Annotated in this window: 19 protein-coding genes; 3 read left to right on the forward strand and 16 right to left on the reverse strand. The window is 70.2% G+C overall.

Going from position 1 to position 25,228, the window contains the following annotated elements; all coding sequences use genetic code 11:
• Positions 1-8: 8 nt before the first annotated feature.
• A complete protein-coding gene (locus OH802_RS19785; RefSeq protein WP_406021298.1) occupies positions 9-1,067 on the reverse strand; it encodes a hemolysin family protein in 1,059 nt (352 codons plus the stop codon).
• Complete coding sequence (locus OH802_RS19790) at positions 1,067-2,410, reverse strand: hemolysin family protein (RefSeq protein ID WP_406021300.1); 1,344 nt, start codon at positions 2,408-2,410, stop codon at positions 1,067-1,069. Before OH802_RS19790 ends, OH802_RS19785 begins: the two co-directional genes overlap by 1 nt.
• A 288-nt stretch (positions 2,411-2,698) precedes the next feature.
• Between OH802_RS19790 and OH802_RS19795 the strand changes: the two genes are divergently transcribed.
• Positions 2,699-4,312: a GMC oxidoreductase gene (locus OH802_RS19795; RefSeq protein WP_406021302.1), complete on the forward strand. Its 1,614-nt coding sequence runs from the start codon at positions 2,699-2,701 to the stop codon at positions 4,310-4,312.
• Between the two features lie 164 nt (positions 4,313-4,476).
• On the opposite strand, the gene OH802_RS19800 is transcribed toward OH802_RS19795, so the two are convergent.
• The 8 genes from OH802_RS19800 to OH802_RS19835 all read right to left on the reverse strand — a co-directional run bounded on the left by OH802_RS19800 (position 4,477) and on the right by OH802_RS19835 (position 14,349).
• Positions 4,477-4,812 (reverse strand): DUF1048 domain-containing protein, encoded by a 336-nt coding sequence (locus OH802_RS19800; protein ID WP_406021304.1) that lies wholly within the window; start codon positions 4,810-4,812, stop codon positions 4,477-4,479.
• A gap of 125 nt (positions 4,813-4,937) precedes the next feature.
• Positions 4,938-6,230, reverse strand: coding sequence for a DUF222 domain-containing protein (locus OH802_RS19805; RefSeq protein WP_406021306.1), 1,293 nt, complete (start codon positions 6,228-6,230; stop codon positions 4,938-4,940).
• A gap of 539 nt (positions 6,231-6,769) precedes the next feature.
• Positions 6,770-7,519, reverse strand: a complete 750-nt coding sequence (locus tag OH802_RS19810) for a GntR family transcriptional regulator (RefSeq protein WP_406021308.1) — start codon at positions 7,517-7,519, stop codon at positions 6,770-6,772.
• Positions 7,500-9,080, reverse strand: a complete 1,581-nt coding sequence (locus tag OH802_RS19815; protein ID WP_406021310.1) for a dipeptide ABC transporter ATP-binding protein — start codon at positions 9,078-9,080, stop codon at positions 7,500-7,502. The genes OH802_RS19810 and OH802_RS19815 overlap by 20 nt, the downstream gene beginning before the upstream one ends.
• A 1-nt stretch (position 9,081) precedes the next feature.
• A complete protein-coding gene (locus OH802_RS19820) occupies positions 9,082-10,866 on the reverse strand; it encodes a gamma-glutamyltransferase family protein (protein ID WP_406021312.1) in 1,785 nt (594 codons plus the stop codon).
• The gene (locus OH802_RS19825; RefSeq protein WP_406021314.1) at positions 10,863-11,759 is read right to left on the reverse strand and encodes an ABC transporter permease; all 897 of its coding nucleotides are present in this window, start codon (positions 11,757-11,759) and stop codon (positions 10,863-10,865) included. Before OH802_RS19825 ends, OH802_RS19820 begins: the two co-directional genes overlap by 4 nt.
• Positions 11,756-12,709, reverse strand: coding sequence for an ABC transporter permease (locus OH802_RS19830; protein ID WP_406021316.1), 954 nt, complete (start codon positions 12,707-12,709; stop codon positions 11,756-11,758). Before OH802_RS19830 ends, OH802_RS19825 begins: the two co-directional genes overlap by 4 nt.
• Positions 12,709-14,349: an ABC transporter substrate-binding protein gene (locus OH802_RS19835; protein ID WP_406021318.1), complete on the reverse strand. Its 1,641-nt coding sequence runs from the start codon at positions 14,347-14,349 to the stop codon at positions 12,709-12,711. Before OH802_RS19835 ends, OH802_RS19830 begins: the two co-directional genes overlap by 1 nt.
• A 135-nt stretch (positions 14,350-14,484) precedes the next feature.
• On the opposite strand from OH802_RS19835, the gene OH802_RS19840 reads away from it, so the two are divergent.
• Positions 14,485-15,606 carry a calcium:proton antiporter gene (locus tag OH802_RS19840; protein ID WP_406021320.1) on the forward strand — a complete coding sequence of 374 codons (1,122 nt, stop codon included), beginning with the start codon at positions 14,485-14,487 and terminating at the stop codon, positions 15,604-15,606.
• A 4-nt stretch (positions 15,607-15,610) separates the two neighbouring features.
• Here the strand turns inward: OH802_RS19840 and OH802_RS19845 are convergent, their stop codons facing one another.
• The 3 genes from OH802_RS19845 to OH802_RS19855 are packed head-to-tail and all read right to left on the reverse strand — an operon-like array spanning position 15,611 to position 21,212.
• Positions 15,611-18,970, reverse strand: a complete 3,360-nt coding sequence (locus OH802_RS19845; RefSeq protein ID WP_406029350.1) for an ATP-binding protein — start codon at positions 18,968-18,970, stop codon at positions 15,611-15,613.
• 2 nt (positions 18,971-18,972) lie between these two features.
• On the reverse strand, positions 18,973-19,644 hold the full coding sequence (locus OH802_RS19850) for a DUF4194 domain-containing protein (protein WP_378834646.1): 672 nt from the start codon (positions 19,642-19,644) through the stop codon (positions 18,973-18,975).
• Between the two features lie 56 nt (positions 19,645-19,700).
• Positions 19,701-21,212 (reverse strand): DUF3375 domain-containing protein, encoded by a 1,512-nt coding sequence (locus OH802_RS19855; RefSeq protein ID WP_406021322.1) that lies wholly within the window; start codon positions 21,210-21,212, stop codon positions 19,701-19,703.
• 99 nt (positions 21,213-21,311) lie between these two features.
• Here OH802_RS19855 and OH802_RS19860 point away from each other — a divergent pair, with 99 nt between their 5' ends.
• Entirely contained in the window at positions 21,312-22,490 is a 1,179-nt protein-coding gene (locus tag OH802_RS19860) for an Ig-like domain-containing protein (protein WP_406021324.1), read from the forward strand.
• On the opposite strand, the gene OH802_RS19865 is transcribed toward OH802_RS19860, so the two are convergent.
• The 3 genes from OH802_RS19865 to OH802_RS19875 all read right to left on the reverse strand — a co-directional run bounded on the left by OH802_RS19865 (position 22,487) and on the right by OH802_RS19875 (position 25,182).
• Complete coding sequence (locus OH802_RS19865) at positions 22,487-22,912, reverse strand: SRPBCC family protein (protein WP_406021326.1); 426 nt, start codon at positions 22,910-22,912, stop codon at positions 22,487-22,489. The two genes, OH802_RS19860 and OH802_RS19865, sit on opposite strands and share 4 nt — an antisense overlap.
• A 44-nt stretch (positions 22,913-22,956) precedes the next feature.
• The gene (locus tag OH802_RS19870) at positions 22,957-23,409 is read right to left on the reverse strand and encodes a hypothetical protein (RefSeq protein WP_406021328.1); all 453 of its coding nucleotides are present in this window, start codon (positions 23,407-23,409) and stop codon (positions 22,957-22,959) included.
• 96 nt (positions 23,410-23,505) lie between these two features.
• Positions 23,506-25,182 carry a putative PEP-binding protein gene (locus OH802_RS19875; RefSeq protein WP_406021330.1) on the reverse strand — a complete coding sequence of 559 codons (1,677 nt, stop codon included), beginning with the start codon at positions 25,180-25,182 and terminating at the stop codon, positions 23,506-23,508.
• Between the last annotated feature and the right edge of the window lie 46 nt (positions 25,183-25,228).

A 25,228-nucleotide genomic window follows, 5' to 3' on the forward strand; every position in this document is an offset into this window, starting at 1 on the left:
AGCCAACCCTAGTCGGTAGCCGTTGAGTCGTCGGCGTGGGCGGCGTCGCGGATCTCGCCGACCAGCTCCTCGATGACATCCTCCAGCGTCGCCAGCCCGATGGTGCTGCCGTCGTCACGGACGACCCGGGCCAGGTGGGCGCCGCGGCGCTGCAGGGTCTCGAGGGTCTCGTGGAGCGCGTCGTCGGGAGTGACCGTCGCGAACGGGCGGATCCACTTGTTCTGGACGGGCTGCCGGCGGCGTACGTCATCGGGCTCGAGTACGTCCTTGATGTGCAGGTAGCCGACCAGGTCACCGTTGTCGCCCGCGACCGGGAACCGGCTGTAGCCGGTCGAGGCGCACACCGCCTCGATGTCGGAACCCGAGGCACCCCGCGGCACGATCGTCCAGTCCGAGATCGGGATGGTGACCTTGGCGACGGTCTTCTCGGTGAAGCCGAGCGCGCCGGCCAGTCGGCCGTACTCGTCCTCCTCCAGGAGCCCCTCGCCGCGGGACTCCTCGACCATGGCGGCCACCTCCGCGCGGGTGAAGGCGGAGCTCACCTCGTCCTTGGGCTCGATGCCGAGCGCTCGGACGCAGACGTTGGCGGCGTAGTTGAAGGCGACGATGATCGGGCGCAGCACGTAGACGACCGCGTAGATGGCCGGGCCGAGGACCAGGGCGGCCTTGTCGGGGCCAGCCAGTGCGATGTTCTTCGGCACCATCTCGCCGACCACCACGTGCAGGTAGGTGACCACGAGCATCGCGATCACGAAGGCGACCGGGTGGTGGAACGCCTCTGGCAGTCCGATCAGGTCGAAGCCGGGCTCGAGCAGGTGGGCCAGCGCCGGCTCGGTGATCGCCAGCAGCAGCACCGAGCAGACGGTGATGCCCAGCTGAGCACCGGCCATCATCAGGCTGATGTTCTCCATCGCGCGCAGAGTGATCCTGGCCATCTGCGAGCCGGCCTGGGCGGCGGGCTCGATCTGGCTGCGCCGGGCCGAGACCAGGGCGAACTCCGAGCCGACGAAGAAGGCGTTGGCGAGCAGCAGCACCAGGCCGAGCACGAGTCCCATAGTGGTGCTCATCAGCCGATCACCTGCATCGAGATCCGGTCGATCCTGCGCCCGTCCATGATCTCCACGGTCAGCTTCACGTACCTCGCGTAGACGTCGTCATCGTCGGAGTCGGGCGGCGGAGTGCCGGGCACCGTCAGCTCGGCGCTCGCTCCCGGCTCGGGGATGCGGCCCAGCAGGCTCAGCATCAGACCGGCGACGGTGTCGTAGTCCTCGCTCTCCGGCAGCGCGACACCGGTGATGTCCTCGACCTCGTCGGGCCGCAGCAGGCCCGACAGCGACCAGCCGCCGTCACGGCGCAGCCGCGCGCGGGCGCTGAGCGGGTCGTGCTCGTCTGCGATATCGCCCACGATCTCCTCGATCACGTCCTCGAGGGTGACGATTCCGGCCTGATCGCCGTACTCGTCGAGCACCACGGCCAGCTGGAACCCCTCGGCGCGCAGCAGCGCCATCAACGGGTCCAGGCGCAGCGAGTCGGGCACGACCACCGGCGGCACCATCAGGTGCTTGACCTTGGCCGTCGGCCGCTCGTGCACCGGCAGCGCCACTGCCGCCTTGACGTGCACGGTGCCGACCACGGCCTCGTTGTCGTCGAGCACCGGGAAGCGGGAGTTGCCCGTACGCCGGGTGAGCTCGATCAGCGCCTCGGCGCGGTCGTTGTGGTCCAGGCTGTGGACGCGTACGCGCGGGGTCATGATCTCCCCCGCCGTGCGGGTGCCGAACTCGACCGAGCGCTCCATCAGCTCGGCGGTGTCGGCGTCCAGGGTGCCCTCGTGGGCGCTGCGCTGGATCAGCGAGGAGAGCTCGGCCGAGCTGCGCGCCGAGCGCAGCTCCTCCTGCGGCTCCATGCCCAGGCGGCGCACGATGGCGTTGGCGGTGCCGTTGAGCACCTTGATCGGGCCACGCATGAGCCGGGTGAAGGCCCGCATCGGGCCCTGGGTGACGCGCGCCGTCTCCAGGGGCAGGGCCAGCGCGAGGTTCTTGGGGACGAGCTCACCGAAGAGCATCGTGACGATGGTGGAGAGGGTCAGCGCGATGGCCACCGCGATCCCCGCCACCGCGGCCTCGGGCAGGCCGGTGGCGAGCAGCGGGGCGTCGATCAGCTCGGCGATCGCCGGCTCCGACATCCAGCCGATGCCGAGGTTGGTCACGGTGATGCCGACCTGCGCGCCGGAGAGGTTGCTGGAGAGCTCCTTCATCGCGCGGAGCACGCCTTGGGCGCGCTTGTCGCCCTGCTCGGCGGCCATCTCCACCTGGGAGTGGTCGACCGTGACCAGAGAGAACTCGGCAGCCACGAACACGCCACACGCGGCCACCAGCAGCAGCGCCAGGAGGATGAACAGGACCTCGGTCATCGCACCAACCTCGACGGGCACGGCTGCGAATCACTCAGCGGGCATGGATATTGGCCGGGTTGCGGTCCGTCCATCGGGGTTCAGATCGTCCTTAGCTGTTGGAAGTGCGGTCAGCCTACATGGCTGTGGTTGCGCCTCCTGCGTTGCTGTGCCGGGCTCTCCGGGACGTGTCGCGTTCCGGACACAGTTGTCCAGAACGGGGCTGTGAACCTTGACACACCTCGCCCGTTCGTCAACTCTTACGCGGCAGTAACCGACGATTCACGAGCCGAGGGAGTCCCCTTGACCATGTCCTCTGCCTCACGACGTACGTTCCTGGCCGGTGCTGCCGGCGCCGCCGGTGCCGCCGCGACCGGGCTGCTCGCCGGGCCGGCCGCAGCCACCTCGCCCCGTCGCGTACGACTGGTGCGGGAGGAGCACCGGGCGGTCGTCATCGGGTCCGGGTTCGGTGGCGGGGTGGCCGCGCTGCGGCTGGCCGAGGCCGGCGTACCGGTGACGGTGCTCGAGCGCGGCCGCCGCTGGCCGACGGGGCCGGACGCGCAGACCTTCCCGACGGTGCGCTCGCTCGACAAGCGGGTGCTGTTCCACACCACCGCACCCGAGGCGCTCAAGCCGCTGCAGAGGCTGCTCGGCACTCCCCTGAACTTCGGCCCGTACGTCGGCCTGCTCGAGCCCGTCCTCGGCCAGAACATGCTGGCCATGTGCGCGGCCGGCGTCGGCGGTGGCTCGCTGGTCTACCAGGGCATGACGCTGCAGCCCTCCGCCGAGGTCTTCAACACCTGGTTCCCGAACGAGCTCGACTACGAGCTCATGGACAGGGTCCACTACCCACGCGTGGCCAAGATGCTCGGCGCCGCGACCGCACCCGACGAGCTGATCGCCTCGGACAACTACCGGGTCTCGCGTACGTTCGGCGAGCGCGTGGAGGCTGCCGGCTATGACCTGCGGAAGATCCCGATGCCGATCGACTGGTCGTACGCGCTCGCGGAGCTGCGCGGCGAGATGGCTCCCTCCTATACCAACGGCGACTGCGCCCTGGGCGTCAACAACGGCGGAAAGCACTCCGTCGACGTCACCTACATCGAGCAGGCCGAGGCCACCGGCCTGGTGCACGTCGCCACCCGCCACAACGTGACGAGCGTGGCCCGGGCCGCCGACGGCCGCTGGGAGGTCCACGTCGACCGCACCAACGACGCCGGCGACGTGGTGGAGCAGAAGATCCTGACCACCCGCGCACTGGTCATGGCGGCCGGCTCGCTCAACACCAGCAAGCTCCTGGTCCGCGCCGCAGCGACCGACACCATCCCGGATCTTCCCGAGAAGCTCGGCCAGGGCTGGGGCACCAACGGTGACCGGATCTACATGTGGCGCCCGTTCGACGAGAACCTGACCGGTACACAGGGTGGTCCCGTCGTCTACCAGAGCCAGGACTGGGCCGATCCGACCACGGCCAACACCGTCATCCAGGCATCGCTGCCACCACTCCCCCTCGGCCTCGACCTGGGCGCCACGATGCTGGTCGGCTTCGGCGTCAGCGCCGACCGCGGCAGCTTCCGCTACAGCTCGCTGACCGACTCGGTGAGCCTGCGCTTCCCCTTCAGCGGCGACTCGGCGAGCTATCGCGCCATCCACGAGCGGGTCTCGAAGATCAGCGGCGGCCTCGGCGCCCTGATCGACACCAACAGCATCGTCAACAGCACCTGGCACCCCCTCGGCGGCGCCAACATGGGCACCGTCTGCGATCTCGACGGCCGGGTACAGGGCCAAGACGGCCTCTACGTCCTCGACGGAGCGCTCATCCCCGGCACCACGGGAGCGTGCAACCCGTCGATGACCATCGCCGCCGTCGCCGAGCGCGCGATGGACAACATCGTCGCCAAGGACGTCGGGGCGGTCATCTGACGGGTGCCGCGTGGAGCCGTTTCGGTCTCGCCAGGATCTTGCAATGCAAAATTCTGCAGTTTTTGCCGAAAGGGGGTGACAACCCCTTGGGTGATGCGGCAGCATTGTTCTTGCCCCGCTGGTGACCCGAGACGCCAGCGGGGCTCTTACGTTTTCCCGCCACCTCATGCCAGCTTCTGGGCGATCTTGTTGAGGTTGGTGCGGAGCTTGGTGCGGTAGGCGTCGTGCTGCTCGGGCAGTCGTGCGTCGCAGAAGGCGGCGAGGTCGGTCCCGGTGACCTCGATGACCGAGGTTCCGTTGGCGGCCTCGGTCTCGAAGAGGTCGAGGATCTCGCGGAGGATGGCGACGATGTCCATGCCGTCGCCGGCGGTGAAGCGCCACATGTAGCTCTTCATCTCTGCGTAGACGGTGCGGTAGTCGGCGGGTAGTTCGGCGGCGCGGGCTTCCATGCGCTTCCAGTCCTTCTTGTCCCCTACGAGGCGGCTCAGCAGGTTGTTCATGGTGGTGCTCCCTTTGGATCGGTTGGTGTGTTTCCGGGCCCCTTGTGTGGGGCCGTGAAAGAAGCGTGCAGCCCTGACGTAGCGTCAAGGTCAAGCACCGATCCGAAGAAAGTTTCTCGGAAGCCTCAGGCTGCGAGGATGTGATCGCGGAGTACGCGGCGCAGCCTGCGTTCTGCCGGCGACAGTGGTGGGTCCGGTGGCCAGGTGTCGGGTGGTGGGCTGATGTAGGTGTGCCCGGTGGGTGTGGTGGTGATGATGGTGCCGTCGGGTTCTGGTCTGGCCTGCCAGCCGAGGGCTTCCTTGGCCTGATTGCATCTTTCGCACAAGCCCTGCAGGTTGTCGGCGCTGGTGGTGCCGCCGTCTGCGTGGCGTTTGACGTGGTCGATGTTGCGGATGGGGGCGTCGCAGCCGTTGGTGCGGCAGATCCCGCCGTCGCGGGTGGCGATGAACTCGGCCAGCCCGTCGGGTGCCTTCCTGGAGCGGGATTCCATCGCGACCAGCCGTCCGGCGGGGTCGGTGAACAGTCGTCGGACGAACACCTCCGCATCAGCCAGCGCCTCGCGGGCCCAGGCGGCGGGGACGGGGCCGTAGCCCTCGACCATGGCCGGCTGATCGGCGTCATTGGTGAGCGTGTCGGCGGTCATTACGATCTTGACCTCGATCCGAGGCTTGGCTCCGGTGGTGCTGCGGCCGGTGATCCGGTCGACGAGGGTGTCGGCCATGACCTGGCCCCGGGTCCGCTCGTCGCCTGCTGCGTGGGCAGCCTTGGCCGCTTGATCGAGGGCAGCGAAGACGGCGACGCCGTCCTTGACCGGGAGCAGGGCGCCGAGCCAGGTCATCGTGTCGGGTGCCGGCCGCAGGCTGACCCGGCGGTCCTTCTCGGCGTTCGCGGCCCTGGCGACGACGGATGCTTGGTCGAGGGTGATGGCGAGCTTCTTGGCTGCGTTCTCGAGCTGGCGTAGCCCCATAGCCACCGCCTTGGCAGGCTCACCATCCGGACCGGCGGCGCAGAGCTCGTGATCGATGACCCGCCGGTCCTCGACCGACAAGCAGGCGGTTTCGCGGGCCAGGATGGTGGCCTGCCATTGCGAGAACAGCCCGGCCTTCATCAGGGCGAAGGTGTGCGGCATCTCGTCGGTCAGGATCTTCGCCAGCCCGAGCAGCTTGGCGCCCTTCTCGGGCGAGACCCGCCGTGCCAGCGCGACCTGGGAGGCCACCCCTTCGCCAAGCCTCCGGGCAGGAACCCCGGCCTCGGCCTGGCGGGCCCGGACGGCCTCGTCGAGACGTACCGCCGCTTCTGCCTGCACGGCCTCAGCGGTGCACTTCATCGCTTCGAGACGCGAGATCCAGTCCACCAGCTCACTCTCGGACGCGCCCGGAGGCGGCCCTGCGAGGAGGTGGTCGATGGTCTCGTACATGCGCCTTATTATATGCGATCGAGCACCCAGCCGCGACCTATTTACGCAGGTCAGATGACAGTTACGCAGTCAGCGAACAAACACATGAACTCCGCGCCACTCTCTCGCCGCCGCCCCGATACAGGCGAAATCTTTCTCGATCGGGTGCCGAGTCAAGGACCGCGAAGCGGCCGGCGAAGCCGGCGCCCGAAGGGCGTCCTTGACGCGGCGCGCGATCGAGAAACACTCAAAGACCGGGTCGGCGGCGAACCCTGAAACGAAGAACAGCCGCTAAGCGAGCCTTCCCCAACAAGAACCGTGTTGGTCTCGACACGCCTCCGCCTAGCGGCTCCGGCGGCTCGACCAGCAGAGCAACGGCGGCTCGACCAGCAGAGCAACGGCGGCTCGACCAGCAGAGCAACGGCGGCTCGACCAGCAGAGCAACGGCGGCTCGACCAGCGGAGCAACGGCGGCTCGACCAGCGGAGCAACGGCGGCTCGACCAGCGGAGCAACGGCGGCTCGACCAGCGGAGCAACGGCGGCTCGACCAGCAGAGAGCCTCAGCCAGGCGGACGCCCAGCACCCGGCACTGGCGGAAGGGTCCTCAGCTCCTTGACCTTATCCGGCGGAGCGCTGCGCAAGGCGTACCCGATCCGCGACTCCCGTACGTGCCAGCCCATCAGCTCGGCGGCGCGGTCGCAGTCACCCGCGTCGATGGCGGCCAGGATGCGCCGATGGTCGGGCCAGAGCCGCTTGCCGCGGGAGAAGGTGTCGAGGGCGTAGAGCCACTCGATCTTGTGGGAGAGCTGACGCAGCAACGTGGCCAGGGTCTTGCTGCCGCTGAGCTCGGCGACCAGGATGTGGAAGCGGTCGTTGAGCGCGACCAGGGGCTCCAGATCGTCACGGGCGACCCACTCATCCCCCTCGTCGAGGATCTGCGCGAGCTCGCGCCGGATCTCGAACCAGGCCTGGTTGGGCTCGGGCTGGTCGAAGAGACCTCTGGCCCGTTCCGCGGCACGGCGTGCGGTCGCGATCTCGAGCGCCTCACGGACGGCGAAGAGGTCGTCGGCCTCGTCGAACGGGACGTGGCCGACCTTCGACCCGATGTGCGGCGTGGACTCGATGAACCCCTCCGCCTCCAGTGCTCGCAGAGCCTCACGCACCGGCACCCGGCTGACGCCGTAGCGCTGCGCCAGGAACGCCTCGGTCACCCTGGTCCCGGGGGTCAGCTCCCCGGCGATGATGTCGCGGCGTACGGCTGCGGTCAGGGCACCGGCCGGGCGACCTCCCTCAGCCTGCGAGAGCCGCACCGGGGATCGCTTCCAGCAGCTCGGCGGTGTAGGCCGAGGTCGGCGCGGTGAAGATCTGGTCCACGGTGTCGTGCTCGACGACCCTGCCCTTGTGCATGACCACGACTCTATGTGCGATCTGGCGTACGACGGCGAGATCGTGGGTGATGAACAGGTAGCTGAGACCGAGATCGCGCTGCAGGTCGGCCAGCAGGGTGAGGATCTGGTCCTGGACGAGCACGTCGAGGGCGGAGACCGCCTCGTCACAGATCACCAGCTCCGGGTCGAGGGCCAGCGCGCGGGCGATCGCGACCCGCTGCCGCTGGCCCCCGGAGAGCTCGCTGGGTCGTCTACCGGCGACGGACTCAGGCAGCGCAACCTGGTCGAGGAGCTCGCGTACGCGGCCCCGCCGGTCCTTCCGCTCGCCGACCCGGTGGATGTGCAGCGGCTCGGCGACCAGCTGGGCGACGGTGAAGGTGGGGTCCAGGGAGCTGTAGGGGTCCTGGAAGACCGGCTGTACGCGTCGGCGTAGATCGGCCCGCTCCGCGCGCGATGCCCCGGCGATGCTGCGGCCGTCGATCCGCGCGGTGCCGGAGGTCGGTGTCTCCAGGCCGAGGACCATCTTGGCGATGGTCGACTTGCCCGATCCCGACTCCCCCACGACCGCGGTCGTGGTGCCGCGCTCGACGGAGAAGGAGGCATGGTCGACGGCACGGAAGGTCCCGCTGCGACGGCCGCGGAGCCTGAACTCCTTGACCAGATCCTCCACCACGAGGATCGGATCGGTGCCCTCCCGACGTGGCGGCGTGCTGCCCTCCCGCTCCAGCGACGGGGACGCCGCGATCAGCCGCCTGGTGTAGTCGTGCTGCGGGTCCCTGAGGAGCTGGGCCGCCGGCCCGGTCTCGACGATGCCGCCGTCGTGCATCACGACCACCCGGTCGGCCCGGTCCGCCGCGAGCCCCAGGTCGTGGGTGACGAAGAGCAGCGAGGTGCCGTGGGCGCCGACAAGCGTCTCGAGGTGGTCGAGGATGCGCCGCTGCACGGTCACGTCCAGCGCGCTGGTGGGCTCGTCGGCGATCAGCAGCTTCGGCTCGCGGGCCAGCGCCATCGCGATCAGGACGCGCTGACGCATACCCCCGGAGAACTCGTGCGGATACTGTCCCGCCCTGCGCTCCGCCTCGGGAATTCCCGCCTCGGTGAGCAGCTCGAGTACCCGCGCCTCGACCGCGGCGCCGCGCAGCCCGGCGGCGACGAGCGCGTCGGCGATCTGAGCACCGACCCTCATCGCGGGGTTGAGGTTGGTCATCGGGTCCTGCGGGACCAGGCCGATTCGCTCGCCCCGCAGCCCCCGCCAGGCCTTCTCCGTACGTCCCGTCAGCTCGTCGTCGCCGAGCCTGATCGAGCCGCCGGTGACATGCCCCGTTCCGGGCAGCAGGCCCAGGATCGCCGCGACCAGCGTCGACTTCCCCGAGCCCGACTGGCCGACGACGGCGACCCGCTCGCCGTGACCGACGGTCAGGTCGACGCCATGGAGCACCTCGGTGCGGCCGAAGGCCACCCGGAGGTCGGTGACAGACAGCATCTCAGCGTCCGACGGCATAGCCCTGTGCCCCTCTCGGGTTGGCGGCGGCCGAGAGCGTCCCGGTCGCCGGGTCCCTGGTCACCGCGGAGAGCCGGCCCAGCGACCAGTCGCCGGCCGCCTCGACAGCATGGCCGCGCTCGCGCAGGCTCGCGATGAGTGCCTCGCCGAGCCTGTCCTCCACGACGGCTCCCGCAGGCGTCCAGGTGCGCGGCCAGAAGGACCCGGGGAACGAGGTCGAGTGGAGCGCGGGCGCGTCGATCGCCTGCTGCGGCGTGTAGCCGCCCACGAGAGTGCGCAGCAGGTAGAGCAGCTGCCATTGGTCCTGCTGGTCACCGCCGGGAGAACCCACCGCGGTGACCGCCTCACCGTCGCGCAGCACCAGCGTCGGGGTGAGCGTCGTGCGCGGTCGGCGCCCGGGCTGCAGCGTGGACGGAAGACCGGGCTCCAGCCAGGTCATCTGCAGCCGGGTGCCGAGGCAGAACCCGAGAGCCGGGATCGTCGGCGAGGACTGCAGCCAGCCGCCTGACGGGGTCACCGCGATGATGTTGCCCCACCGGTCGGCGACATCGATGTGGCAGGTGTCGCCGCGTACGTCCCCGGTCGGCGAGACGGTGGGCTCACCGACGCCGGCCGCCGCGGCGGCCGGATCGTAGGTCTCCCTCAACGGCGGGAGCTCCTTGGCGTCCAGGCCGGGACGGACCTCCCGGCTGGCCACGTCGCCGATCAGGGCACGGCGGGTGGCGGCGTACTCCTGGGAGAGCAGGACCGCCATCCGCTCCGCGTCGGCGCCGTCACCGTAGTGGGCGTCGCGGTCGGCGAAGGCCAGCTTGGTCGCCTCCAGGATCGTGTGCGCCCCCTCGGGCGTGCACGGGTCGAGCAGCGCGTCGTCCAGCGGGTCGAGCAGGTTGAGGATCTGGAGCAGGACAGGCCCCTGCGTCCAGGCCCCGGCCTTGGCGATCGTGTGACCCCGGAAGGACGTACTCACCGGCGTCTCGTACGCAGCGGAGAACCCGGCCATGTCGGCTGTTGTGATCACCCCGGAATGATCGGTTCCGGAGGCGTGGCGGTGGGGGGTGCGCACGAACTCCTCGATCGCCTCGGCGACGAAACCGCTCCCCCAGGCCGCCCGGGCGGCATCGATCCGCGCCTGTCTGGTCGCGGCCCCCTCGCCCGCGGCGACCAGCCGATCCAGCACCGAGGCGTAGGCCTCGTTGCGGACCATCGTGTCGGGCTCCGGCAGCTCGCCGTCGACGAGCCAGTGGTCGGCCGAGGTGGGCCAGTGGTCGCGGAAGAGGTCGGCGACCGTGGCGATCGTCGAGACGGTGCGGCCCAGGATCGGGTGACCGTTGCGGGCGTAGTCGATCGCGTAGGCGAGGATGTCGCCGAGCTCCCAGGTGCCGTGGTCGCGCAGCAGCATCAGCCAGGCCTCGACAGCACCGGGGACGGCGGCAGCGAGCGCCCCCGCCCCGGGGACCAGCTCGAGCCCCTCGGCGCGCATGTGCTCGACCGAGGCTCCCGCCGGAGCGGGCCCCTGACCCATCAGGACCGTCGGCTCGCCGCCGGAGGTCGCGAAGATCCCGACGAGATCACCGCCCGGTCCGTTGAGATGGGGCTCGACGACGTGCAGCACGAAGCCACCGGCCACGGCAGCGTCGAAGGCGTTGCCGCCACGCTCCAGCACCGCTTGCGCGGCCCCGCTGGCCAGCCAGTGGGTCGAGGCGACCATCCCGAACCTGCCGAGCAGGTCTGGTCGGGTCTTGAACTCGGAGGCAGGTGTGTAGGTCATGACGTCCTCTCGTCGTTGGCCGGGTCGAGGCTGTCGCGCAGCCCGTCCCCGAAGAGGTTGAAGCTGAGACAGATGATCGCGATCAGCGCACCGGGGAAGACACCGAGCCACGCGTCCTGGGCCAAGTATTGCTGCGCGTCCGAGAGCATCACCCCGAGGCTCGCCTCGGGCGGCCGGATACCGAGCCCGAGGAAGGAGAGCACCGCCTCCCCCAGCACCGCGGAGGGCATGATGATCGTCGCCTGCACGATGATCGCGGACATGGCGTTGGGCAGGATGTGTCGTCCCATGACGCGCAGGCTGCTCGCGTTCATGGTCACCGCGGCCGCCACGAAGTCGGTCGTCCGCAGCCGCAGCGCCTCGCCGCGTACGACCCGGATCATCTGCGGCACGTGCGCGATCCCGAGCGCCAGGACCGCGTTGGACAGGCTCGCCCCACGGATCGCGGCGAGGCCGACCGCCAGGATCAGGAACGGGAACGCGAGCGCCACGTCGGTGAACCGGGACACCAGCGCGTCGGCCCAGCGCCAGGACCCGGCGATGAGGCCGAGCGGCACCCCGACGACCGTCGCGAGCAGCACCGACAGCACCCCGACCTGCAGGGACGCTCGAGCCCCGTAGAGCATCCGCGAGAGCGTGTCGCGGCCCAGGTTGTCGGTGCCGAGCGCGAACCCGATCGTGCCGGGCCGTTGGAACGGTGCGTCGAAGTGGGTCGTCGTCGGGCCGTAGGGCGCGAGCACCGGCGCCAGCACGGCGGCCAGCACGACAAGACCGAGGACCACGCCGCCGGCCATGGCGGTCCGGTTGGACCGCATCCGTCGCCACCAGGTGCTGGGCCCGGCGTACGCCTGTGTCGTGGTCACGGTCTTGGTCTTGGTCACGGTCGTGGTCATGCGGCACCTGCCACGCGGATCCGGGGGTCGAGGACGGAGTAGAGCACGTCGACGGCCAGGTTGATCAGGACATATCCGACGGTGATGATCACGACGACGGCCTCGATGACCGGATAGTCGCGGGTGAACACGCTGTTGAGCGTGAGCTTGCCGAACCCGGGCAGCCCGAAGATGCTCTCGGTGACCACCGCCCCCGAGATCAGCCCGCCGAGCTGCAGCCCGACGATGGTGACCACGACCAGGAGCGAGTTCCGCAGGCCGTACGCCAGCAGCACCCGCCGCCCGCCCAGCCCCTTGGCGCGGGCGGTGCGGACGAAGTCCGAGCCCATCGTCTCGATCATCGAGGCACGGGTCTGCCGCATCACCGCGGCGGCGATCGCGAGCGAGAGGATCAGCGCCGGCAGGGTCAGGTGGTAGATCGCATCCACCGGGTTCTCGAGCATCGGCACGTAGCCGGAGGCCGGGAAGAGCGAGAGCCGCACCGACAGGTAGAGGATCGCCAGCAGCCCGAGCCAGAAGCTCGGCACCGAGAGCCCCACCATCGCGACCCCGTTGGCCAGGAACTCCGGCCACCGGCCGCGGCGCCGCTCCGCGACGACCCCGAGGGCGAGCCCCACGACGACGGCGATGAGCAGCGCGTACGCCGCCAGCCACAGGGTCACCGGGAGCGTGCTGCCGAGCAGCTCGGTCACCGGCGTGCCGGTGCGCAGCGAGCGCCCGAAGTCACCGTGGACGTAGTTCTGGACCCAGGTGGCGTACTGCACCCAGAGCGCCTGGTCGAGGCCGAGATCGGCGCGGACCGCGGCGACCCGCGCCGGGCTCGCCTCCTCCCCCGCCATCGCCAGCGCGGGGTCGCCGGGCAGCATGCGTACGCCGGCGAAGATCACCACCGAGGAGAGCACGATCGTGAGCAGCGAGTGCCACGTCCTGGTGAGGAGATAGGCCCCCATCAGCCGGCCAGGTAGGCGGCGCCGCTGATGCGCACCACGCCGTCGGAGAAGACGGAGACGCCGGCGATCTGCTTCGACAGCCCGGTCAGGTTCCGCTGACGGTAGAGGTAGACGATCGGGTTGTCCTCCTGGACCTGGGCGATCGCCTTGCCATAGAGATCGGCGCGCTTGGCGGTGTCCGTCTCCGAGGACGCGTCGGTGAGGAGCTCGTCGACCTCGGCGTTGCTGTAGCCCATGGTGTTCTGGCCCGCGCCGGTGGTGAGGAAGTTGAAGGTGTTGCCGTTGGGGTCGACGCGGCCGGACCAGCCCAGCTGCATGGCCTCGAAGGCACCGCGGTCGTTGTTGTCCAGGAGCGTGGTGTACTCCACCGGCTCGATCCGCAGGTCGAAGCCCGCCTCCTTGACCTGGGCCTGGAGCGCCTGCGCGAACTGCAGGCTGCTGGGGGTGTTGGAGGTCTGCATCGTGACCTTCAGCGGGGTCGTGACGCCCGCCTCCTCGAGCAGCTTCTTGGCTCCTGCCAGGTCGTGCTCCGGGCACGCCTGGGATGCGTCGGTGGCGTACTCGCTGCTGTCGGCGATCGGCGAGCAGGTCGGGTCGTAGTAGCCGTGGAAGACGCTCTGGACCAGCTGCTCGCGGTCGACCGCCATCGAGAACGCCCGGCGTACGTCCTTGCTCTTCGCGATCGGGGTGCCGATCTGCGCAACCGGGGTGCCGACACCGTTCTGGTTGCCGATGTTGATCTGGACGCCCTGGTAGCCGAAGGAGCCCACCTGCATCATCGACAGTTCGCTGTCCTTGCGGAGGTCGGCCATGTCCGCCGGCGCGAGCGAGTCGGCGACCTGGACGTCGCCCGACTTGAGGTTGGCCGCCCGGATCGAGGCGTCCGTCATGATCCGGTAGACGATCTTGTCGAGGTGGACGTTCTCAGCGTGGTAGTAGCCGGGGTCCTTCTCGACCGTGATGGAGGTGCCGGGCACCCGGTCGACGAACTTGAACGGCCCGACACAGGTCGGGTGGTCGGCGAAGTTGTCGCCCAGGTCCTTCAGCGCTGTGGGCGACATGATCATCCCGGCACGGTCGGCAAGGGAGGCCGTCAGCGGCGAGAACGGCTCCTTGAACGTCAGCCGCACCTCGTACGGCCCGCTCGCCTCGACCTCGCTCAGCGTCCCGAGCTCGCTGGCACGCGAGGAGTCCGGCTTGGTGAGGTTCCGCTTCAGCGTGGTCACCACGGCTGCCGCGTCGAACGGCGTCCCGTCGGCGAACTTCACGCCTTCCTTCACCGGGAAGGTGGCGACCAGCCCGCCTTCGGAGAGCTCGGGCAGCGCGGTGGCCAGCATCGGCACGATTCCGCCGTCGGCGTCGATGTCGTAGAGCTTCTGGCAGACGGTCTCCATCACGTAGCGCGTGTAGAGCGAGGACGACGTGGTGGGATCGAGCGCGTCCGGGTCGGCGGAGAGGCCCATGGTGAGCGTCCCACCCTCCTTGATCTCCTTGTCGCCGATCCCGATCGTGGTGACGACGTCACCCGCGACCTTGTCGGAGGACTCGGTCGAGGTCTTCTGGACCTCGCTGCAGGCACTCGCGCTCAGGGCGAGGGCGAAGACGGCGGCGTACGCAGCAAGGCGGGGTATCCGAGGCATGGCTGCTCCTGGGGGGGGTGGGGGAACGCGGGCAACGAACTGAATGCAATCATCAAGGATTCACCACGGTTGTATACAACGTGTGCCGATTGGGTAAATCCGCCGAAGCGACCCCCTGGCGGTTAAGGTCGCCCCATGAGTGCGCCAGCGGTCCGGGGCCGCCTGCAATGGTCATTGGTCGTGCCGATCCTCGCCCTGGTGGTGTTGGCCTTCGCGTGGCTACGCCACGACCATTGGACGATCCTGGCTGTGGTGGCGGCGGTGCTGATCGGTGCGGTGCTGGGCGCGGTCCACCACGCCGAGGTCGTCGCTCACAAGGTCGGCGAGCCGTTCGGCTCGCTGATCCTCGCGATCGCGGTGACCGTGATCGAGGTCGGCCTGATCGTGATGCTGATGACCAGCGGTGGCGACAACACCAGCACCTATGCCCGCGACACCGTCTTCGCCGCGGTGATGATCACCCTCAACGGCATCGTCGGGCTCTCGCTCATGGTCGGTGCCCTCAAGCACGGGTTGGTCAGCTTCAACGCCGCCGGCACCGGGTCGGCGGTCGCGACCGTCATCGCCCTGGCCGGTCTCACCCTGGTGCTGCCGAGGTTCACGACGTCGGCGCAGGGCCCGCAGTACTCGACGTCGCAGCTCGTCTTCGCCGCCATCGCCTCGCTGGCGCTCTACGTCGCCTTCCTCTTCACCCAGACGGTCCGCCACCGCGACTTCTTCCTCCCCGTCACCAGCGACGAGCACGGCCGGATGACCGGGCTGGTCGACCTCGACAAGGACGGTCACGCCGACCCGCCCTCGGCGGGCGAGGCCGTCCTCAGCCTGGCCCTCCTCCTGGTCTCCCTCGTCGCCGTGGTCGGCCTGGCGAAGGTCCTATCCCCCACGATCGAGAGCACCGTCAAGAGTCTCGGGTTCCCCTACGCGGTCGTGGGCGTCGTGATCGCTCTCCTCGTCCTCGCTCCCGAGTCGATCGCCGCGGTCCGCAACGCCTCCCGGGACCGGGTCCAGACCAGCCTCAACCTCGCCTATGGCTCCGCGATGGCATCGATCGGACTCACCATCCCGGCCCTCGCCGTCGCGATGATCTGGCTCACCGGCCCTCTCGAGCTGGGCCTCGAGCCGACCCAGATCGTGCTGCTGGTCATCTCCGTCTTCGTCACCGGGCTCACCGTCGTCCAGGGCCGCGTCTACGCCCTGCAGGGGTTCGTCCACCTGGTCCTGCTGGCCGCGTTCCTGTTCCTCTCGATGCAGCCCTAGCCGGTCACGAGGCCGGGACCTCGTCGAGGCCGACCTCGAGCTTCGGGAACGAGTGGCCCTCGGCGTCCTTGAGCACCGTGTACTGCACGTCGACGTGCGGCTCGATGGCGCTGTGCTTGTCGTTGGGGGCGCCGATGATGAGCTGGAAGCCGAGGCCCCGCCACGCGCCGATCGCGCGGCCGGTGAAGCGGGCGTCGGCCTTGATCAACGCCTCGTCGAGGAAGACCGGTGCGTAGCGCGGCCGGTCGGCTCCGGCGTCGCCGAGCTGGTAGCGAAGCGCGGCGCCGACGATGAAGGCGACCAGCTCCTGCGACTCGCCGCCGGACTTCTCGCCGATGTGGTCGTAGAGGGCGACGTGCTCACCGGTGTCGGCGGTGACCTTCTCGGCGCTGACGCGGACGTGGTTGCGTACGTCGATCAGGTCGGCGAAGTCGGGTGCCGTCCGCCGCATGCGGTCGATGAGCCGGGACATCCGGGTGTAGGCCTGCTCCCGGGTCTCGTTGGACGAGGACTTCTCGATCAGGTCGCGCACGGCGCGGAGCTCCTTGCGGAAGCGGCCACGCACCGCCGACTGGCCCTCCTGGGTGTCGATCCGGAGCCGGTGGCCATCGTCGTTGAACGGCAGCTCGGCGAGGATCTGGTTGATCGGGTCGATCCGGTCCCGGATCTCACGCACGGCCCGCGACAGGGTCGAGTCGAGGTTGGTCAGGTCGTTGCCCGACAGCTTGAGCAGCGAGTCGCGCCACTCGACCTCGAGCTCGTGCAGGCCGCTGGTCTGGAGCTCGTCGAGGAGACGGTCGAAGTCGGCGTAGGAGGCATCGGGATCGGTGTGGAGGTTGGGGTTGGGCCAGCGCTCCAGGAACGCCTCGAAGGTCTGCCGCAGCTGGACGCGGGCGGCCCCGATCGTCTCCTGTGCGGCGTCACGGTCGGTCTCGAGGCTCTCGCCCGCGCGGGCGAAGACGGCGTCGAGCTCGGCGAGCGCGTCCTCGCGCCGGCCGGCCTCCTCGCCACCTGCCGCCTTGAAGAGCTGCTCGAGATAGTCGGCCTGGGCCGGGGCGACATCGGTGCCCGACGCCGCCGCGTCCTCCAGCGCGTCCTTGGCACGGTCGACCTGCTCGACGACGTCGCTCCAGCGCACGTCGAGCTCCTTGACGGCGCTCTTGGCGGCACCGATCCCCTCGCGCAGCGAGTCGACCTTGGCGCGGGCGCTCTTCAGCCGCTCCTGCAGCGTGGCGATCTCCGGGTTGTCGGCGGTGACCTCCTCGATCACCGAGGCCCACCGGTCCCGCTCGGCCTCGGCACCGGCGACGTCGACCTGGTCCCAGGTGAGCGCGGTGACCGCCTTGAAGGACGTACGCCGCAGGTCGAGCTCCTTGATGGCGCGCTCGGCCTCGGCGACCGCCATGCTCGCCGTCTCCGCATCCTTGCGCGCCGTCTCGAGGAGCTCGGTGAGCTCGGCGACGCGGCGGGTGTTGGTGAAACCGAGCACGTTGCCGGCCCCGTGACCCCCGTGGGCCCCGCGCGTCCCCTGCGAGACCTGGCCGGTCACGGTCAGCGCCATCCGGTGCTGAGCGAGCAGCGCGGGCGTCTGCACGCACACGTAGCCGTGTCGCTCCGTCAGCCGCTGCTTGAGCCAGCCGGTGAACACGCCCCGGCGGTAGTCGAGGCGCCCCGGAAGAGTGCCCTCGTCCAGACTGTGCACACCGTCCTGCATGCCGGTGCGGACGGCCTCGTAGCGGATCCGGGTGCGCTGCCGTACCGACTCGATCGCCGCCCGGAAGGCGCCGACATGAGCGGCGTCGACGAGCATCGTGGTGGCGAACCCGCCCAGGGCCAGGTTGAACGCCTCGCGCCAGGCCTCGTGCTCGGTGCGCACCTCGACCAGCTCGCCGACGAACGGCATCTCGGCCGGGCTCAGCCCGGCCGCCTCCGCCAGCACCGCACGGGCCGCGCGCAACGGCTCGGGGATGTTGTTCTTGGTCTTCTCGGCATCGGCGAGCTCGCTCTCGAGCCGGCCGACCAGGCCGATCGCTTCCGCCTCGGCCGAGCGGGCGGCGGCATAGGCGTTGAGGGCGGTCGTGCGAGCGCCGTCGTCGACCAGCGCCTCCTGCGCGGTCGCCTGAAGGGTCTCGAACTCATCCGGGGTCGTGGCCACCGCACCGAGGACGGCGAGCTCCTTGTCGAGCGCCTCGCGGGCGCGGCGTACGTTGTCGACCCGGGTCTCGGCGGACCTGATCTCGCGGGTGGCCTCCTCGAGGCGCCGGCCGCCGGAGGCGGCGACCGTGACCGCGAGGCCGTCACGCTCGGACTCGGCGGCGTCGATGAGCGCCTGCTTCTCCGCGACCGCCTTCTCCGCGGCGTTCTTGCGGGCGCTGAGGTCCGACTCCAGCTCGCTGAGCAGGTCGACCCGCTTGCCGGCCCGCCAGAGCCCCGCGGGGGTGGCCTCGTCATCGAAGACGCCGATCCCGTCGATCACCTCGAGCCTGGCGGCGGCGTCCTCGATCGCCGACCTGTGCTCGCGGATCGGCGTCAGCGCACGCACCTGCTGCTGCGCGGTGACCATCCGGTCGCGGGTCGCGGAGAGCTCGTCGAAGTGGGCGACGACCCCGTCGGCGGTCGCGAGGGTCTCGGGCTCCTCGAGCACCATCTTCTTGTAGAGGTCGTCGACCGTGGTGATCTGCTGCCCCGCCTGGATCCGGCCGAGCAGGTTGACCGCCTTCTCACCGTCGCCGGCGGCACCGATCCCGAGCGCAGAGTGGATCCGGGCGGTGAAGTCGCGGTCGGTGTCGATCGGGGTCAGCCCGACCTCGGAGACCGCGGTGCGCGTGAACCGGTGGGCTGCGACCGGCTCCAGATCGCGTACGTCGAATCCCGCATCGGCCACGGCGCGGAGCTTCGTCACGTCGTCGAGATTCTTGGCGGACGCGGGGACGTACCAGGCGCGGACCGCGGTGAAGCGGGCCCCGGTCTGGTCCTCCCAGGTCATCGCGATCGCCGACCAGGTGTCGCGTCCGTCGCCACGCAGCACCCGGATCTTGGTGCCGTCGGCGGTCTTCGCCTCGTCGATCTTGCCGCGCGCGTAGGAGAGGATGTTGCGCTGGTCCTGGCCACGAGGACGGCCCACGACGCCGCCGTTGGAGGCACCGTTGAAGGGCGTCGTGTGGGGCATGATCAACGCGATGTAGGCGTCCATCAGCGTCGACTTGCCCGACCCGGATCCTCCGGTGAGCAGCGTCGCACTCGGCGAGAACCGCACCCGGTGGGCGCCGTCGTAGCCGCCCCAGTTGACCAGCTGCAGCTCGCGCGCGACCCACTGCCGGCCGTTCGAGCGGGCGGGGATGAGGCCGAAGAGGCTGTCGATCATGTTCACTGCTCGGTCTCCTCTTCGTCGTCGGCTCTCACGGCTCGACCTGCGGATTCCTTCAGCCACGCCTTGAGCTCGGCGAGCTTCTCGACGCTCAGCACGATCTCGACGAGCGGGGTGATCCGGTAGCGGTCCTCGGACTCCTCCTCGATCAGCCCCTCGCGGGCGAGCCGGTCGACCGCCCGGCGGATCTCGCGGCGCGCGGCGGCGTCGCCGCTGGCGACGTCGAAGTAGGTGAGCACGGTCTGCTCCAGCTCGTCGGCGTCAACCCGCGCGGAGTTCTCCCCCGCACCACGCTCGCGCTGGAAGACGGTGCGGAGATGGACCAGCACGAGCGTCTCGGCCCGTGAGTAGGCGTCGTCCTTGAGGAGCACCGGCACGTCGAGCTCCTCCGAGCGCACCTGTCGCTTGTAGGCGATGCCGCGGTCGTGGTCGACGACGAGCCGGATGAACAGGTCATGGAGCCGGGACTCGATCACCGCCTGGTGGTCGAGCAACGTACGCCACTGCCGCGGGCTCTTCTCAGCCGTGATGAACCGGCGGCGCAGCAGCTGGACCAGCACCCGGCGGATGTCGGCATCGAGGACGCCGCGGTCGCCGACGAAGAGCTCGGTCGGGTCGTCCTCCATCGAGACCGGCTCGATGAAGCCTTCCGGCTCGCTGCCGTAGGCCACAGCCTCAACCTCAACCTGAGGGTCAACCTCAGCCTCGGCCGGTTTCACGGTCTCACTCAACGCCCATCCCCTTTGCCATCCGCCGCCATCAATGCGCTGAGCCTCACTGCGCCGAACGCGAACCGTCGCCGCACCCCGTCGGCCCGGACCGCCTCGATCGTGGAGATCTCCCCCGTCTCGGCCATCCCGCGGCGATGCGCGATCTCGAGCAGCCCGAGCAGGTCGACCGGTCGCCGGATCTCCTCCGGCGCGGCCGCGAAGACCTCGGCCAGGTCGACCGGCTCCTCGGGACCTCGGGCCGCGAGATAGGCGTCCAGGTGGGCCTCGATCGCCCGGTAGCCCGGACCACCCCAGGCCTTGGTGTCCTCGACCGCGCTCTCCACGTCGCCCCAGTCGGCGAGCGGCGCCGGCGGCTCGGGCGGTCGCAGCTCGCTGACCGACTGGCGCAGGTGACCGAGGTCGGCGACGGGCAGCCGGCGCAGCGGCTCGACGGACTCCGCCGGCCGCGAGGTCGGCATCCAGGCCTGGAAGCCGACCATCACATCGCGCAGCAGGTCGTCGACCTGCCGGTCGCGGGCCGGGTCGTGCGTACGCACCTGGGTGGTGATCACGTGGGAGGCGGTCTGCTGGGCAGCCAGGACCTCGGCGACGCCCGTCTCGATCCGGCGTCCGACCGCGGCCAGCTCGGCCCGCTCGGGCGGACCCATCTGCCTGGTGAACCGGTGTCGCAGCACGGTGTGCAGGTTGGTGGCGAGGTCGTCGAGGCGACGCGGGTCGCCGATCATCCGCAGCGCACCGGCGAACGCCTTGCCCTCCGGCGTGGAGGCCATCACGTCCTTGCCGCGCTGCAGGTACTCACGCAGGACCTCGCCGGCCGGGCGTACGTCCTGGCGCAGGTCGGTCACCACGTCACGCTGCATCGCCCGGATCGACTCGACCACCCGCGCGAAGTCGGCGGGGAGCTCACGGGTCAGGTGGAGGATGTTCTCGGCCTGCTCGAGCAGGGTGTCGTCATCGACGGTGTCGACGACACCGGTGCGGTCCAGGCGGGCGATCTCGGCGCGCCGCTCGGCGATCTCCTCGGTCAGCCGCGCCACCCGGGTCAGTACGTCGGGGTCGGCGTCCAGGGCGAGCCGCTCGACCGCCTCCAGCAGCGTCCTGACGCGTGACTCGGAGACCCGTGCCCGCGACCCGCTCGCCCGGCCGGCGATCTCGAGGGCGCCCACCGCATGCGCGGAGAGCCGGTAGACCTCGTCCTCGCCCTCGATCTGGCGCAGCAGCCACCCGGCGCGCACCCACTGGCGGCACAGCTCGCGCGCCGTGCCGACCGGCAGCATCACCTCGCCACCCTCGCTCTCGGCGTGGCCGGTCGCCCGGAGCCGGTCCAGCATGTCGCCGATCTCGGCGTGCGCGTCCACCACGGGCACGGCGGCCCGCTCGGAGGTGAAGGTCACCGAGAGCACCGCCACCACGAACGGCGCGAACCGGCCGTGCAGGAGGTCGAGCATCGGGTTCTTGAAGGCGGCCAGAGCCCCGGCGTACGCCGCCTCGACGCGAGTGTCACTCATCGGCAGATACCGTACGTGGCAGCACCGACAACACCACAACCTTCAGCACACGCGCGGACACGCCGAGAATTCGGTTGCCGCCTACCGCATAGTTATCCCATGCGGGTTCGTCCTTTTCCTGTCGTAGTGGCCGTGGTGGCCCTGATCGCACTCTCCGGCTGCGCCGGGAACTCAGAGAGCCCGGAGTCCGCCGCGAAGGGCGAGTCGGCCAGCGCCTCGCCCTCGGCGAAGCCCCTCACCGCCACGATCTCCCCCGCCGACGGCGCCAAGGACGTGCCGGTCGACAGCACCGTGACGGTGACCGCGACCTCGGGCGAGTTCACCAGCGTGAAGGTCGCCAAGCCCGACGGACGCACCGTGCCCGGCTCGCTCTCCGAGGACAAGAAGACGTGGACCGCCAACGACCTGCTCGACCCGGCGCTGCGCTACACGGTCACCGCGACCGGTGAGACCGGCAAGGTCACCAGCAGCTTCACCACCCGCTCGCTCTCCCTGGCCCAGCAGACCTTCGCCACGATCGTCCCCGTCGACAAGTCCGAGGTCGGCGTCGGGATGCCGGTCGCGGTCTACTTCGACGTGCCCGTCAAGGACCACGCCTCCTTCGAGAAGCGCATGCACGTCACCTCCACCCCGGCCCAGACCGGGTCCTGGTACTGGGTCTCCGACACCGAGGCCCGCTACCGCCCGCAGGCCTACTGGAAGCCCGGCACCACCATCAAGGTCGACCTCGACATCAACGGCGCCTCCGCCGGCGGGGACGTCTACGGCCAGCACAGCCGCACCGCCACCTACAAGGTCGGTGACGCGCACGTCTTCAAGGTCAACGCGCGTACGCATCAGATGAAGGTCTTCAGCAACGGCAAGCTGCTGCGTACGATCCCGATCACCACCGGCAAGCCCGGCTTCACCACGCGGTCGGGGATCAAGGTCATCTCCGAGAAGCACCGCGTCAAGGAGATGCGCTCGGAGACGATCGGCATCTCCGACCAGGGCTCGAGCGACTACTACTCCCTCGACGACGTCGAGTACGCCATGCGGATCAGCAACTCCGGCGAGTTCATCCACGCCGCGCCGTGGTCGACCGGGTCCCAGGGCTACGCCAACGTCTCTCACGGCTGCACCGGCCTCTCCACCGCCAACGCCGCCTGGCTCTACGGCCTGGCCCGCATCGGCGACGTCGTCGAGACCACCGGCACCGACCGGAGGATGGAGTGGGACAACGGCTTCGGCGACTGGAACCTGTCGTGGGCCGAATACCAGAAAGGCTCGGCGCTCTAGACCGCTGCGACCAGCCCCTCTCGGCAGCCGAGCATCATCTGCCGGTGGTTCCAGGCCAGCACCGGCCTCAGCAAGGACGAGGCCAGGCCGAGCAGGCCGTCTACGACGACCTCCTGCTCGAACACCATCCGGCTCCCGCCCGGCGCCGGCGTCAGCGTCCACCGCGCGAACCCGTCCAGGTCGCCGCCGAGACCGACCTCCAGCGTCGGCAGGTCGCGGCTGACCGCGTGCAGCACGATCTCCAGGTCGTACGGCAGCGCCGAGCGGCACACGAGCAGGGCATCGTCCTCCCCCAGCTTCGCCACCGCCCGCACCTGCGGCCACCACTCGGGATAGCGCTCCAGGTCGACCAGTACGTCGCGCACGACCTCTGTCGACATCGGCAGGTCCCAGGTCTCGGCGAACGCGTAGCGGGCGGGCACATCCACAAGTGTGCCAACACCGCCCGAAGTCCGTTCGAGATCGGTCACATGCCTGCTGTGCGCGACTGCGTTCTGCCGGATGCGACGAGGCTTACTACGGCTATGGCTCCGAGCGCCATCACTGCCGGCGTGACGTACGCCGGGACGACGGGAATCTCAACGCTCGTGCCGTCGGTGAGCTCGCAGCTGAACCCGGGCGGGATGACGTCGACGTCATATCCCGCAACCTGCAGCGCACGTGCTTTGTCGAGGTGATCGCGGCACGGAGGCGGTGGCGACGAGCTCGTGCCTCCGTCCGCCGCGTCCAGCCAAGCTCCGGCAACATGGACGAGGCCCCAGGCGTACATGCCCAGCGCAAGCCCGCCAGCCAAGAGGCCGAGAGCACGCAACGCCGCACCCGGCACCGTCCAAGTCGCTGGCGTGGCCACGTCCACTGCACCCCGCAGGATCATCACGACAATGGTGAGCAAGCCGACCAGAGCCAGGAGCACGATCACGGGAACTATCCACACGAGCCCGGACGATAGCCCCGCCAGGCGGGCGGCGCACCGGCTTTGGTCGGAGCCACCTCCAGCGATGCGGTCGCCGGCCGGTCACCCCAGGATCTTCGCGACCGCCTCGCGGCCCTGCTGCGGTGACAGCGCGCCAAGCGCGGCCTCGGCGGCTTCGTCGCACAGTCCGGCGGTCACGGACTCGAGCCGGGCACCGACGGCAGCCACGGCCGCGGGGGCCATCGACAGCGAGGTGACGCCCAGCCCGACGAGCACGGGCGCGAGGAGCGGGTCGGCGGCGGCCTCGCCGCAGATGCCGACGGGGTTGCCGGCCGTACGCCCGGCCTCGGCGGTGATGGCGATGAGCTGCAGCACCGCCGACTGCCAGGGATCGGTGAGGTGGGCGAGGTCGGTGGCGAGCCGGTCGGCCGCCATGGCGTACTGGGTCAGGTCGTTGGTGCCGATGGAGAGGAAGTCGACCACCTCCAGCATCCGGTGGGCCATCAGCGCGGCCGCCGGCACCTCGACCATGACGCCCGGCTTGAGGCCGCGGGCGCGGACCAGGGCGGCGAAGTCGGCGGCCTCCTGGACGGTGGCGACCATCGGCGCCATCACCCAGGTGTCCGCTCCGGTGCGCTCGGCGGCGATCGCGATGGCGTCGAGCTGGCGCTCCAGCAGGCCGGGGTTGTCGGCGGCGAGCCGCAGGCCGCGTACGCCCAGGGCCGGGTTCTCCTCGCCCTCATGGGTCGCGAAGGCGATGGGCTTGTCCGAGCCCGCGTCCAGGGTGCGTACGACGACGTGGCCGCGGGCGGCGAACGGCGCGAGCACCTCGGCATAGACGTCGGCCTGCTCGGCCACGGTGGGCTCCTCGCGACGGTCGAGGAAGCAGAGCTCGGTGCGGAAGAGGCCCACGCCCTCGACCTGGCCGGCGGCCGCGTCGCGTGCCGAGGAGCCGTCGGCGACATTGGCGAGGAGCGCCACCGGATGGCCGTCGGCGGTACGTCCCGGCCCGGTCCAGGCGGCCACGGCCTGGCGCCGAGCGAGGTCGGCCTCGGCGCGGGCGGCGGCGTCAGGGCCCGGCTCCAGGTCGACGATCCCGGCCTGGCCGTCGACGAGCACAGGGGTCCCCGCGACGATGCCGGTCGCGCCGGCCACGCCGACCAGGCACGGGATGCCGAGCTGGCGCGCGATGATCGCGGTGTGGCTGGTGGGGCCGCCCCGCTCGGTGACCAGCGCGACCACGCGGGCCGGGTCGAGAGCGGCGGTGTCGGAGGGCGCCAGGTCGGCGGCCACCAGCACGCACCGCCCCTCGGGCACGTCCACGCCGGGCTCGGGCTCGCCGGCGAGGTGGGCGAGGACCCGGCGCTCGATGTCGCGCAGGTCGGTGACCCGCTCGGCCATCAGGCCACCCATCCCGCTGAACAGCGTGGCGAACTGCTCCACCGCCGCCACCACGGAGGCGACCAGTCCCTCCCCCGCGCGCAGGTGCTTCTCGACGGCGACCCGCAGCCCCTTGTCCCGGGCCAGGCCCGCGCTCGCGCTCAGGACGGAGGCTGCTGCACCGGAGGCGGTCTCGGCCCGGCGGGCGTACCCGTCGGCCACGGCGGTGGCGGCCGCCTCGTAGGCCGCGAGGGCGTCCTCGGGCTGATCGAAGCCGTGCCGCTCGAAGGCCTCCAGTGCGGCGGGATCTACCTCGGTCCGCACCACGTGGACGGGCGCCAGCACGATCCCCGGGACCACCGGAGTGCCGGAGAGGACAGATGAGTGAGACGTGACCATGACCACAAATATCTGCCCTAACCCCTTGACGAGTCAACACATTCGG

Source organism: Nocardioides sp. NBC_00850, assembly GCF_045207335.1.
Lineage (GTDB): Bacteria > Actinomycetota > Actinomycetes > Propionibacteriales > Nocardioidaceae > Nocardioides.